The sequence below is a fragment of the Vibrio sp. RC586 genome (assembly GCF_000176715.1).
In the GTDB taxonomy this organism is placed as follows: Bacteria; Pseudomonadota; Gammaproteobacteria; order Enterobacterales; family Vibrionaceae; genus Vibrio.
In genome coordinates, this window is the sequence record NZ_ADBD01000007.1 from 451,460 (window position 1) to 463,919 (window position 12,460).

Annotated in this window: 11 protein-coding genes and 1 other annotated feature; of the genes, 1 reads left to right on the forward strand and 10 read right to left on the reverse strand. The window is 48.8% G+C overall.

Annotation, left to right across the window (positions count from 1 at the left end; all coding sequences use genetic code 11):
- Position 1 precedes the first annotated feature (1 nt).
- Positions 2–2,227 carry an NADP-dependent isocitrate dehydrogenase gene (locus tag VOA_RS12110; protein ID WP_001142844.1) on the reverse strand — a complete coding sequence of 742 codons (2,226 nt, stop codon included), beginning with the start codon at positions 2,225–2,227 and terminating at the stop codon, positions 2–4.
- A gap of 309 nt (positions 2,228–2,536) precedes the next feature.
- Here VOA_RS12110 and rluE point away from each other — a divergent pair, with 309 nt between their 5' ends.
- Positions 2,537–3,262, forward strand: coding sequence for a 23S rRNA pseudouridine(2457) synthase RluE (gene rluE, locus VOA_RS12105; protein WP_009355833.1), 726 nt, complete (start codon positions 2,537–2,539; stop codon positions 3,260–3,262).
- A 73-nt stretch (positions 3,263–3,335) separates the two neighbouring features.
- Here rluE and hisIE read toward each other — a convergent pair whose 3' ends face one another.
- From hisIE to VOA_RS12060, 9 genes are all read right to left on the reverse strand, one after another.
- Positions 3,336–3,968 carry a bifunctional phosphoribosyl-AMP cyclohydrolase/phosphoribosyl-ATP diphosphatase HisIE gene (gene hisIE, locus VOA_RS12100; RefSeq protein ID WP_001067501.1) on the reverse strand — a complete coding sequence of 211 codons (633 nt, stop codon included), beginning with the start codon at positions 3,966–3,968 and terminating at the stop codon, positions 3,336–3,338.
- Positions 3,965–4,738 carry an imidazole glycerol phosphate synthase subunit HisF gene (gene hisF, locus VOA_RS12095; RefSeq protein WP_000880142.1) on the reverse strand — a complete coding sequence of 258 codons (774 nt, stop codon included), beginning with the start codon at positions 4,736–4,738 and terminating at the stop codon, positions 3,965–3,967. The genes hisIE and hisF overlap by 4 nt, the downstream gene beginning before the upstream one ends.
- Positions 4,720–5,457 carry a 1-(5-phosphoribosyl)-5-[(5-phosphoribosylamino)methylideneamino]imidazole-4-carboxamide isomerase gene (hisA, locus tag VOA_RS12090; RefSeq protein WP_000586508.1) on the reverse strand — a complete coding sequence of 246 codons (738 nt, stop codon included), beginning with the start codon at positions 5,455–5,457 and terminating at the stop codon, positions 4,720–4,722. Before hisA ends, hisF begins: the two co-directional genes overlap by 19 nt.
- Positions 5,458–5,499: 42 nt before the next feature.
- Positions 5,500–6,111, reverse strand: coding sequence for an imidazole glycerol phosphate synthase subunit HisH (gene hisH / locus VOA_RS12085; RefSeq protein WP_000193248.1), 612 nt, complete (start codon positions 6,109–6,111; stop codon positions 5,500–5,502).
- A complete protein-coding gene (gene hisB / locus VOA_RS12080; RefSeq protein ID WP_000043555.1) occupies positions 6,111–7,184 on the reverse strand; it encodes a bifunctional histidinol-phosphatase/imidazoleglycerol-phosphate dehydratase HisB in 1,074 nt (357 codons plus the stop codon). The genes hisH and hisB overlap by 1 nt, the downstream gene beginning before the upstream one ends.
- A 51-nt stretch (positions 7,185–7,235) precedes the next feature.
- Positions 7,236–8,276, reverse strand: coding sequence for a histidinol-phosphate transaminase (gene hisC / locus VOA_RS12075; protein WP_000412882.1), 1,041 nt, complete (start codon positions 8,274–8,276; stop codon positions 7,236–7,238).
- A gap of 3 nt (positions 8,277–8,279) precedes the next feature.
- Positions 8,280–9,575 (reverse strand): histidinol dehydrogenase, encoded by a 1,296-nt coding sequence (hisD, locus tag VOA_RS12070; protein WP_001261302.1) that lies wholly within the window; start codon positions 9,573–9,575, stop codon positions 8,280–8,282.
- Between the two features lie 4 nt (positions 9,576–9,579).
- Positions 9,580–10,476, reverse strand: coding sequence for an ATP phosphoribosyltransferase (gene hisG / locus VOA_RS12065; protein WP_001194703.1), 897 nt, complete (start codon positions 10,474–10,476; stop codon positions 9,580–9,582).
- A gap of 55 nt (positions 10,477–10,531) precedes the next feature.
- Positions 10,532–10,665, reverse strand: a sequence feature (His leader region).
- 182 nt (positions 10,666–10,847) lie between these two features.
- Positions 10,848–12,449: a Na+/H+ antiporter NhaC family protein gene (locus VOA_RS12060; RefSeq protein ID WP_001048839.1), complete on the reverse strand. Its 1,602-nt coding sequence runs from the start codon at positions 12,447–12,449 to the stop codon at positions 10,848–10,850.
- Positions 12,450–12,460: the final 11 nt, after the last annotated feature.

Consider the following 12,460-nt stretch of genomic DNA (forward strand, 5'->3'; position numbering starts at 1 on the left):
ATTAACGGTCAATCACAGCGTTAAATGTCGCGCTAGGACGCATTAGCTGAGATGCTTTAGCAAATTCAGGCGCATAATAACCACCTAAATCAGCGGGCTTACCTTGTGCACCATTAAGCTCAGCGACAATCTGTGCTTCTTTTTCTGCCAACTGTTTTGCAATTGGAGCAAATTCAGCCGCCAGATCAGCATCCGCCGTTTGTTCAGCCAGCGCTTGTGCCCAGTAAGTCGCAAGATAGAAATGGCTACCACGGTTGTCGATTTCACCCACACGGCGTGAAGGCGATTTGTTCATATCGAGGAACTTACCCGTTGCTTTGTCTAGGGCATCTGCCAACACTTGCGCTTTGCGATTGCCAGTAACCACACTCAGATGTTCCAGAGAAGCGGCCAACGCCAAAAACTCACCCAGTGAATCCCAACGCAAGTGGTTCTCTTTTTGTACTTGCTGAACGTGTTTCGGTGCAGAACCGCCCGCGCCCGTTTCAAACAAGCCACCGCCATTCATCAGTGGAACGATGGAAAGCATTTTAGCTGAAGTACCCAACTCAAGGATTGGGAATAAGTCAGTCAAGTAATCACGCAGCACGTTGCCCGTTACGGAAATGGTATCTTGTCCTGCCTTCATACGCACAAGTGAGTATTGCGTTGCTTCAACCGGTGACAGAATCTTGATTTCCAAGCCTGATGTATCGTGATTTGGTAGATACTGATTCACTTTCTTGATCAGTTCCGCGTCATGTGCACGCTCTGGATCAAGCCAGAATACTGCTGGTGTACCTGAAGCACGAGCACGAGTTACCGCCAGTTTCACCCAGTCTTGGATAGGGGCATCTTTTACCTGACACATACGGAAGATGTCGCCAGCTTCGACAGTTTGCTCCAGCAGCACTTTGCCCGCTTCGTCAATCACACGCACAACACCTTCAGCATCAAGAATAAAAGTCTTATCGTGTGAACCGTATTCTTCTGCTTTTTGCGCCATCAAGCCAACGTTTGGCACACTGCCCATTGTGGTTGGATCAAATGCGCCGTTTTGTTTACAGAAATCGATAACGGTTTGGTAAACACCCGCGTAGCAGCGATCTGGAATCGTCGCTTTGGTATCTTTCTGCTTACCATCTGGACCCCACATTTGGCCAGAAGTGCGGATCATCGCTGGCATTGACGCATCGACAATCACATCGCTTGGTACATGCAGGTTGGTAATGCCGCGATCTGAGTCAACCATAGCTAGAGCAGGTTGAGTGGCGTACACTGCTTGAATCGCCGCCTCAATTTCTGTACGTTGCGCTTCTGGCAGCGATTGGATTTTCGCGTAAACATCACCTAAGCCGTTATTGACGTCCACACCCAGTTGATCGAACACTTGGCCATACTTATCAAAAACCGCTTTGTAGTACACCTTCACCGCATGACCGAAGATCACTGGATCCGAGACTTTCATCATGGTTGCTTTCATGTGCAGTGAGAACAGCACGTCTTGCGCTTTCGCATCCGCGATTTCTTTTTCAAAGAAAGAAATTAGCGCTTTCTTGCTCATCACGCTGGTATCGATGATCTCTTTATCTTGTAGCGCAAATGGCTTTTTCAGGACCTTCACCGCACCATCTTTACCCACGAACTCAATCGCAACTTTGGTTGCGCCACTGACCGTGACTGACTTTTCACTACCAAAGAAATCTTTATCGCTCATGCTCGCAACATGAGATTTAGAATCCTTACTCCAAGCCCCCATTGAGTGCGGGTTCTTCTTGGCGTAGTTTTTCACCGATGCGGGTGCACGACGATCTGAGTTACCTTCACGTAAAACTGGGTTTACCGCGCTGCCCTTGATCTTGTCATAAGTCGCTTTGATCGCTTCTTCTTCGTAGCTGCTTGGCTCTTCTGGGTAATTTGGCAGTGCGTAGCCTTTGTCTTGCAGTTCTTTAATTGCCGCTTTGAGCTGTGGAATAGAAGCTGAAATATTGGGCAGTTTGATGATGTTGGCTTCTGGCGTTTGCGCCAGTTCACCCAGTTCGGTTAACGCATCACCGATACGTTGTTCTTCGGTCAAATGCTCAGGGAAGTTAGCCAGAATACGACCAGCTAATGAAATATCGCGTGTATCGATATCAATGCCTGATGAGGCAGTAAACGATTGAATAATTGGCAGTAATGAATACGTGGCTAGAGCCGGGGCTTCGTCAGTAATGGTATAAATAATTGTAGGTTTATTGGTAGGCATGAACTTTCCCTATCTGTTCTAACAGCACCATTGGATGCAATGACACTGTGTGACTGTCCGTTCTCAAGTCGGCGACATCCCCTCAACCTGAGTACGATCTTCTCACTCTTGCAAATCCTGTGTTCGAATGACGTTGAGCCGCCTTCGAGCTCGTCCTTGAGTGAAGGTATTTATAATTAAACAAATTGAAGACAATAGTCTATTATCTTGTTCGCTAAACCTTTTCCAGGGCGCGCAAATGATAGCCGATATCGCCCCTGTGGAAAACTTTCAAACACAGTTTATTTACATTTTTGCAAGGTGCTTAACATGTCATCTCGCTCACCCAGCGACACTTCCTCTTCTTCCCCTGCTCAACGAAAGTCGCATTTTAAACAGAGGACGACAAAAAACACCACTCGCCCCCATACCACATCGGGTAAAAAAAGCTTCTCAGCCAAGAAAAGAGCTACGTCTAACGACATCACCTCACCCAAACGAGCGATTTCGCCCAGTGAGCGTAAAGTGGTCTTGTTTAATAAACCTTATGACACTTTAAGCCAATTTACCGATGGGGACGGAAGAAAAACCTTGGCCGATTACATCCCAATTAAGGATGTTTACGCGGCAGGACGTTTGGATCGCGATAGCGAAGGACTGCTCATTTTAACCAATGATGGGATTTTGCAGGCCAGATTAACTCAGCCGCAATCCAAAGCGCCAAAAACATACTGGGTACAAGTCGAAGGAGTACCACAAGAGAGCGACCTCGAGGCATTGCGCCACGGAGTGACCTTAAAAGATGGTCCGACTTTACCGGCGAAAGTAAAAATCATGTCCGAGCCAGAGCTATGGCCACGCAATCCCCCAGTGCGTTTTCGCGCTGCGATTCCTACCACATGGTTAGCCATTACCTTGATGGAAGGACGCAATCGCCAAGTACGACGCATGACTGCACACATCGGTTTCCCGACTCTACGTTTGATTCGTCATTCCATGGGCGATTGGAACTTGGGTGATTTGCAGCCCGGCGAGTGGCGTGAAATGACTCTTTAATACTTTGCCATCTAAAAATACAACGCCCCAATAATGGGGCGTTATTGTTGGATTGGATAAACTCTTCTACCAATTACTTATGGCGTTCTTTAAGCTTATTGATCACATCATTCATGGCTAAGCCTTGCTCTTGCAGCAGTACTAGCAAGTGATACATCAAGTCGGCGGATTCGCAAATCAGCTCCTCCTTATCCCCTGCCGTCGCCGCCAGCGCGACTTCAACCCCTTCTTCACCCACTTTCTGCGCAATACGTTTGGTGCCACGCGCATACAAAGAGGCCGTGTAAGAAGAACTGGGATCGGCATCTTTTCGTTCAGCCAACAATTGTTCAAGCTGATGAAGCCAAACCATTTGCGACTCTTCTTGTGCATCACCATCCCAACAGGTCACGGTGCCTGTATGGCAGGTAGGGCCAATCGGGTTCACTTTCACCAGTAGCGTATCTTGGTCGCAATCCAGCGCGATGTTTTTCAGTTGCAACACATGGCCTGAGGTTTCCCCTTTGGTCCACAAACGCTGTTTGCTGCGCGAGAAAAAGGTCACTTGTTGAGTATCGAGGGTTTTTTGCAACGCCTCAGGGTTCATATACCCCATCATTAAGACTTGGCTGGACTGAAAATCCTGCACAATCGCGGGCACGAGTCCATCGACTTTCTGCCAATCAATACGGTCGGTTAGCGTGGCAAATGGGCTTGCTGGATTCATCGTCTCACCTCAATTCCTTGTTGTTTTAGATACTGCTTGAGTTCACCGATATTGATGATCTGCTTGTGAAAAACCGAAGCGGCTAAAGCGCCATCGACGTTCGCTTGAGTAAAGGCTTGCGCGAAATGTTCCATCGCTCCTGCGCCACCGGAGGCGATCAGCGGAACTCGGCACACCGATCGCACCAAATTGAGTTGATCAAGATCGTAACCATTGCGCACACCATCTTGGTTCATCATGTTCAATACGATTTCCCCAGCGCCGCGCTTTTGAACCTCTTGCACCCAATCGCAAGTTTGCCACTGCGTCGCTCGGGTGCGGCTTTCGTCACCGGTAAACTGATAAACCTGATATTGACCCGTCTCTTTATCAAAATAAGAGTCGATACCAACCACGATGCATTGCACGCCAAAGCGATCCGCAAGATCGGTGATGAGTTGTGGATTCGCCAGAGCAGGCGAGTTAATCGAGACTTTATCTGCACCAAATTCCAGGATTCGCGCAGCATCTTGCGCCGACTTGATCCCACCTGCGACACAGAAAGGAATGTCGATCACTTCCGCGACTCGCGCGACCCAGCTTTTATCGACCACGCGGCCATCACTGGAAGCGGTAATATCGTAAAACACCAGCTCATCCGCACCTTCTTCGGCGTAACGTTTGGCCAGTGGCACAATGTCACCAATAATTTCGTGGTTACGAAACTGAACACCTTTCACTACCTGCCCATCACGTACATCCAGACAAGGAATTATCCGTTTTGCCAACATGCGAATGCCTCCTGCGCAGTAAATTTTCCATCCAGCAAGGCGCGGCCGACAATCACCCCCGCTACACCTGTGCCTTTCAGTGCCTCGATATCGGCGAGTGAACCAATGCCACCGGACGATTGAAACTGCACTTGCGGATATTGACGACAGAGATCGCGATACAGCTCAACATTTGAGCCAGCTAGCGTGCCATCTCGGGAAATATCGGTACACAGTACGTGCTTTAAGCCAACCGTTAAGTAGTCATCAATCAAAGCTTCGATCGTCACACCGGAATCTTCCTGCCAGCCGGAAATCGCCACTTTGCGCGTACCCTGCTCATCAATGTTGATGTCCAACGCTAAAACAATTTTCTCAGCGCCGTATTTTTCCATCCAGCTTTTGACCAGTTGCGGCTGTTTAACCGCCGTAGAGCCAACCACCACGCGCTGTGCGCCAGCTTCAAGCAGATCCACCACGTCTTGTTCGCTGCGTACTCCACCACCAATTTGAATATTGGCGGGTGTGCTCGCGAGCAGGCGGGCAATCAAATCCAGTTGGCGTGCTGCGGTATTTTTCGCGCCAGTTAAATCCACCAAATGCAACCAACCGGCACCCGCTTGGTGGTACAAATTAAACTGCTCCGCTGGGTCTACTTTATATTCGGTCACTTGTCCGTAATCACCTTGATACAGACGCACAACCTGACCTTCAATCAAATCTAATGCGGGAATAATCATTGTGGTTCCTTGTATTGCGCCAGCCTTCACCAGCACTTGTCCCTAAAGCTCAAGAAAGTTTTGAATCAAGCGTGCGCCCGCTTTTGAAGAGCGCTCAGGGTGAAATTGCACCCCGTAATAGTTCCCCGCTTGAATCGCTGCGCTAAACGGCTGGCCATACTCGCACTGGGCTATGGTGTAATCGCCAACGGGCATAGCAAAGCTGTGCACGAAGTAGAAGTAGGCATCAGATTCAATGCCCTTAAACAGTGGATGCCCCTCTTTCACTTGCACCGTGTTCCAGCCCATGTGTGGCAACGGCAGATCGCCGGTTTGCAGCAAACGGACTTCGCCATCGACCAGCCCTAAGCATTGTACAATCTCATCGGCTTTCTGACCTTTTTCTTCGGACAATTTGCCAAGCAGTTGCATGCCAAGACAGATGCCAAGCAATGGCTTTTCAACCCGCTTCACCAGCTCGATCAAATCACGTTCGGTGAGGTTTTTCATCGCTTCGCTCGCGGTACCGACACCGGGCAGAAAAAGTTTGTCAGCGGCGAGTACCACTTGAGGATCGCGCGAAATCGTCACCGCATAACCTAATCGCTCAATGGCAAATTTGACCGAGGAGATATTGGCGCAGCCAGTATCAATAATCACCACATTCTGAGTCATCAGAGTACCCCTTTACTGCTCGGCAGATCGTTACCTTGCACCGTGATGGCTTGACGCAGCGTGCGGCCAAACGCTTTAAACAGGCTCTCAATGATGTGGTGATCGTTATCGCCACTGGAAGAGAGGTGCAGAGTACACGCCAAAGTATCGGTCAATGAGCGAAAGAAGTGATATACCATCTCAGTCGAGAGATCGCCCACTTGCGGGCGGCTAAAGCTCGCATCAAATTTCAGATACGGGCGGCCCGAGAGATCCAACGCGCACTGTGCCAAACACTCATCCATCGGCAATGTGAAACCAAAGCGTCCAATACCACGCTTGTCACCCAGTGCTTCACGCAGTGCTTGACCCAGTGCCAAGGCGGTATCTTCCACCGTGTGGTGATCATCAATGTGCAGATCGCCCACCACTTTCAGTTGCAGTTGGAAACCGCCGTGAGTGGCGATTTGATCTAGCATGTGATCAAAAAAGCCCAATCCGGTTTCAATTTGGTTGCCGCCAGTTTGGTCAAGATTGACCGCAACCTGAATATCGGTCTCTTTGGTTTTGCGCACCACTTGGGCAACACGCGGCTTAGTGGTGAGATCTTTCACGATATCCAGCCAACCCATGGTTTGTGGGTGGTATTGAATACCGCGAATCGCCATATTTTCCGCCAGTTGCAGATCGGTCATGCGATCGCCAATCACGGCTGACGATTTGAAATCGACTTTGCCACCTTGCAGATACTCTTTGACCAAGCCAAGTTTCGGTTTGCGGCACGAACAGTTATCACGCTCAAAGTGCGGACAAATCAGCACATCATCAAACTTCACGCCTTGCGATTCAAAAATGTCCATCATCATGTTATGCGGCGCATCGAAATCCGCTTGCGGGTAGCTTGAAGTACCTAAACCATCCTGATTGGTCACCATCACTAAGCGATAGCCCGCATCTTGTAGCTTGAGCAGGCTTGGGATCACATAAGGCTCAAGTTTGAGTTTGTCCAAACGGTCGACTTGAAAATCCACTGGCGGCTCAACAATTAAGGTGCCGTCGCGGTCGATAAAAAGAATTTTTTGTTGTTTGCTCACAAGAATGTCCTTTTCATCAGCAGCCCGTGCTGCGAGCTGCTGTAAACAAAATTACTGGTAGTAGTTACGGATGAACGCGACGGTTTTTTCACACTCTTCGCGATTGCCAACACTAATACGCACACAATTTTCAATCGGTGAGTTACGCAGAATAATGCCGTGCTCCCACGCCGCTTTAAATAGCGCATTGCCATCAGGGAATTTCACCAACAAGTAGTTACCCCATCCTTCAAAGACCTGCACACCCGGAACCATTGAAAGCCCCACTTGTAGGTAAGCTCGATTCGCGCCGAGATCCAGCACTTGGTATTTCGCGCGAGCTAGACCCGCTTCAGATAAGGCTTGCACCGCGATTTCGGCGACAGGAACCGGCACCGGATAAGGCGCAATAACTTTGAGTAGCACATTGATGAGTTCAGCATTGGCAAGCGTGAAGCCACAGCGTAGTCCCGCCAAAGCAAAGGCTTTAGAGAGCGTGCGTAGAATCGCCAAGTTCGGATATTGGGCGAGCAAATCGACCGTCGATGCCTCTGGGCAGAAATCGATGTAGGCTTCATCCATCACCACAATCGCGCGATCTTTGGTCATCTCCAGCAGTTTGATGATGTCGGCACGTTTCACCAAGTTCCCAGTCGGGTTATTCGGGCTACACACAAATACCAATTTAACGCGATCCAGATTGGCTTCAATGCTCGGTAAATCGAGTTGCCAATCGGCAGTCAACGGCACTTTTTTACGCTCAACACCAAAAGTTTCTGCACTGATCGCATACATACCATAGGTTGGAGGGCAGAACAGAATCGCGTCCTGATTGGGTTCGCAAAACGCACGGATCAAAAGCTCAATCCCTTCATCCGCGCCGCGCGAAGTCAGCACTTGCTCCGGCTGTACTCCAGCGTAATTAGCGTAAGCTTGGATCATCGCCTTAGGTTGGCAATCACTGTAACGATTAAGGCGCGCAAAATCGGTTTTGTATTCGTTATTGAAAGGCGATTCGTTGGCATTGAGCCAAACATCACCACTACCACCAATACGACGCGCAGAAAGGTATGGGGTTAACGCCTGAATTTGTTGACGAGCCAGTTTTTCCATAATTTATTGAGCCTTCTGTAATTTTTCTACTCGAATCGTAACCGCACGTTTATGCGCGTCTAACCCTTCCGCTTCTGCCATCGTGACTACGGTGGGCGCGAGCAATTGCAAACCATCAGCGGTCAGTTCTTGCACTGTCATGCGTTTACTGAAATCGGCCAAACCTAAGCTGGAATAGGTGCGGGTGAAACCGTAAGTTGGCAGCACATGGTTGGTACCAGAAGCGTAATCGCCTACCGATTCGGGTGACCAATCGCCAAGGAAAATGGAGCCTGCGTTATCGAGCAGTGGAACCAACTCACGCGGGTTGCGCGTCTGCACAATCAAGTGCTCAGGTCCGTAGTAGTTAGAAATTGACACCGCTTGAGTGAGCGATTCAGCAATAATGATCAGACTGGAAGCCAAGGCTTTTTCAGCAATGCTGGCGCGCGAAAGGACTTTAAGCTGCTGTTGTACCGCATCAGTCACTTGATCGGCCAACACTGGTGATGGTGTGACCAGAACCACCTGTGAATCTGGGCCGTGCTCTGCCTGACTGAGTAGATCGGCGGCAATAAAATCGGCATCCGCCGTTTCATCAGCAATCACCAATACTTCTGAAGGTCCTGCAGGCATATCAATCGCAGCGCCGCGGAAATCGTTACTCACTTGGCGTTTTGCTTCCGTCACATAGGCGTTACCGGGGCCAAAAATTTTGTCGACTTTAGTGACCGTTTCAGTACCGTAAGCCATAGCGGCGATCGCTTGGCCGCCCCCTAAGTTGTACACCTCATCGATGTTACACAGCTTAGCGACGTAGAGAATTTCATCAGCGATGGGCGGTGGTGAGCAAAGCACCACTTTACGGCAGCCTGCAATTTGTGCAGGCACACCAAGCATTAGCACGGTTGATGGTAGCGGCGCGCTACCACCCGGAATATACAGACCCACTTTATTGATCGGACGAGTCACTTGTTCACACACCACTCCGGGCATGGTTTCCACTTTGATTGGCTGAGCTTTCTGCGCCTTGTGGAATTTGCTGATGTTGTTGTATGCCTGCTCTAGTGCCTGTTTCATCGTTTCCGACAAACGCGCGGCAGCGGCATCCATTTCTTCACTAGAAACACGCAGTGAAGCCGGTTTTACACGATCAAATTTTTCGGTTAATTCAAACAGGGCTGCATCACCCTCACTGCGCACTTTCGCAATCACCAGCGCAACTGCAGCGGTGATGTTTGCTCCTTCCGTAATCGCAGGACGTTCTAAAATCGATTCTTGCTGAGCTTCACTCAACGATTGCCAAACAACGGTTCTCATCGCCTTACTCCATCATTTTTTCAATCGGTAACACCAGAATTGAGCTGGCACCGAGGGCTTTCAGCTGTTCCATGGTTTCCCAAAAAAGATTTTCTGAGCTCACCATGTGCACTGCAACTTTGGATTTGTCTGCAGACAAGGGGAGCACTGTTGGGTCTTCCGCTCCGGGCAGTAAGGTTTTGATTTGCGCCAACTTCTCAACCGGAGCGTGCAGCATGATGTATTTCGACTCTTTGGCTTGTTGTACGCCGTGCATACGAGTGAGGAGTTTATCGATCAGTGCGGCTTTATCGGCAGCAAAAGGGCCAGGGCGCTGAATAAGCGTCGCTTTTGATTCAAAAATCACTTCCACTTCTTTAAGACCGTTGGCTTCCAAGGTCGCGCCAGTGGAGACCAGATCCGCAATCGCATCCGCTAATCCTGCGCGCGGTGCAACTTCAACTGAACCCGTTAGCATACAAGTGCTGAAATCCACACCTTGACGATCCATATAAGCTTTGAGCAGTTGTGGGTAAGTGGTGGCAATACGCTTACCATTCAGATCTTGCGATCCACGATACTCCGCATCTTTTTCAATCGCGATCGACAAACGGCAACCACCAAAATCCATACGGCGTAGAGTGATAAATTCGTTACGTTGATTGAGTGCTAGGCGATCTAAGCGTGTTTCTTCAAGCACGTTTTCACCAACAAAACCCAAATCCACCACCCCATCCATGATCAGTCCTGGAATATCATCGTCACGCACCAACAACAGGTCAATCGGCATATTCAGTGAATGAACCACCAAGCGCTCACCCATGATGTTGAATTTAACACCGCATTTTTTCAGCAGTTCTTGACACTCTTGGCTCAGGCGGCCTTTTTTCTGTATCGCGATTCTTAGTCGTTGTGTTTGCATGTCATTCTTCCTTTGCAATTTGTTGAATTTAATAATTTTTCCAAAGCTTAAAACGAAAAACCCTCGGGAGGTTGGGTCTCCCGAGGGTTAGAATCTTTTTATGGCTCTGATTTCAACTCCGGGAGATTCCTGTCCCCCGGGTATGCGTACATCTCCCGAAAGACACCTTAGGGATGATGATGGTGATGAATGTTCATTACGAAATTACGCATACTTAGTGGTTTCTGTCTGCTTAAGAACTGCCTTCACACTAACCAAGCTGAGTTTTTTTTTCAACCACAAATTGACACTTTTCTGGTTATTTTTTTATGACGACTTTTGGAACATAAGAAAGGAGGCTCTATGGCCTCCTTTCCATATACTTGATCTCATTAAGCAGAAACTTGCTTACTGACTTTCGCCTTGGAGAGCAAAGCAAAGAGAACGCACACCATCACAAAAGCAACGGAGGCGGCACCTAATGCGAGCCATAGGGAGCTAAACATACCAAGCACCACGTACCCCAATGCGGAAACCAGAGCAACCGCTAACGCATAAGGCAGTTGAGTGGAGACGTGATCAATATGATGACAACGCGCTCCGGTCGATGACAGGATGGTGGTATCGGAAATCGGCGAGCAGTGGTCACCAAATACTGAACCAGCAAGCACTGCACCAAGCATTGGCAGCATCAACGCAATATCGGTGGCTCCCGCCATGTCACCCGCAATCGGCAGCATGATGCCAAAAGTGCCCCATGACGTTCCAGTGGAGAAAGCCATTGCACCTGACAAGATGAACAGAATGACCGGAAGCCAATGTGGGTCAATATTTCCTTGTACGAGAGAAGAGAGATAAGCACCGGTCTTCATGTCACCGATGACAGAACCTATGGTCCACGCAAAAATCAGGATCAGAATCGCACCAAACATCGATTTAGCACCAGTCCACAAGGTTTTTGCGATTTCAACGGTTGGCAATTTTTGACGAAGTACGGTGACAAAGGCCATCGCCAGACCAACTAATCCGCCATAAACCAATGAAGTACCGACATTGGTATTTTCAAACGCCCCAAAAATATTAAAGGATTGACCGCTTTCTGCTAATGCGCTCGCGCCAGTCCAAATCATTGCGCTAATCGTCGCAACAACAAGGAATACGATAGGTAGAACCAAATCTAAAACCGTGCCACCTTCACTTTCGTGAATATCGAGCTCTTCATTTAGCTCATGCGCTTCTTTCGCATCGGTGCTAGGGTCTTCTTCAAAACCACGACCTTGAGAAGCGGCTATTTCATGTTTGCGCATCTGGCCGATATCCATTTGGAACCACACCACCGCAAACACCATTAACAACGCAAAGATCGCATAGAAGTTCATCGGTACTAGGCGAAGATAAGCGCCTAACGCAGAGTAATCTTCAATGCCGTGCGAAACCAAAATACCGCCGATAATGGTCATGATATAAGCCCCCCAACTTGAAGCCGGCATCACCACACACATTGGTGCCGCTGTAGAATCAAGAATATAGGCTAACTTAGCGCGAGAAACGTAAAAGCGGTCCGTTACAGGGCGAGCGATAGAACCAACAGCTAGGCTGTTAAAATAGTCGTCAACAAAAATGAATACGCCTAAGAATGCTGCTAGTAATTTTGAGCCTCGTTTACTTTTCACTCTCTCTTGAGCCCAGAGCGCAAAAGCGCGAGTCCCACCTGAAAGAGTCAGCAATGCGGTCATCATGCCTAACAATAGCAAAAAGCCAACAATACTCATGTTCCACGCATTAATGGCACCCTCTTTCACAAATACACTGCCAACTTGAGTAGCAATATATTGTGCAGATTGACCAACAGAATAGTCAGCCAGTAGTAATGCACCTAAGAAAATACCCACACCGAGAGAAAGTAATACACGGCGAGTAACAATTGCCAAACTCAATGCAACCAGTGGTGGTACAACAGAGAGTGGCGAAGAGGCAAAATCGATTAAATTCATGATCTTCCAAA

What these genes read in the sequence shown, in the direction of transcription:
- VOA_RS12110 (WP_001142844.1), bottom strand. Translation starts at nt 2,227, where the DNA reads ATGCCTACCAATAAACCTACAATTATTTATACCATTACTGACGAAGCC.
- rluE (WP_009355833.1), top strand. Translation starts at nt 2,537, where the DNA reads ATGTCATCTCGCTCACCCAGCGACACTTCCTCTTCTTCCCCTGCTCAA.
- hisIE (WP_001067501.1), bottom strand. Translation starts at nt 3,968, where the DNA reads ATGAATCCAGCAAGCCCATTTGCCACGCTAACCGACCGTATTGATTGG.
- hisF (WP_000880142.1), bottom strand. Translation starts at nt 4,738, where the DNA reads ATGTTGGCAAAACGGATAATTCCTTGTCTGGATGTACGTGATGGGCAG.
- hisA (WP_000586508.1), bottom strand. Translation starts at nt 5,457, where the DNA reads ATGATTATTCCCGCATTAGATTTGATTGAAGGTCAGGTTGTGCGTCTG.
- hisH (WP_000193248.1), bottom strand. Translation starts at nt 6,111, where the DNA reads ATGACTCAGAATGTGGTGATTATTGATACTGGCTGCGCCAATATCTCC.
- hisC (WP_000412882.1), bottom strand. Translation starts at nt 8,276, where the DNA reads ATGGAAAAACTGGCTCGTCAACAAATTCAGGCGTTAACCCCATACCTT.
- hisD (WP_001261302.1), bottom strand. Translation starts at nt 9,575, where the DNA reads ATGAGAACCGTTGTTTGGCAATCGTTGAGTGAAGCTCAGCAAGAATCG.
- hisG (WP_001194703.1), bottom strand. Translation starts at nt 10,476, where the DNA reads ATGCAAACACAACGACTAAGAATCGCGATACAGAAAAAAGGCCGCCTG.
- VOA_RS12060 (WP_001048839.1), bottom strand. Translation starts at nt 12,449, where the DNA reads ATGAATTTAATCGATTTTGCCTCTTCGCCACTCTCTGTTGTACCACCA.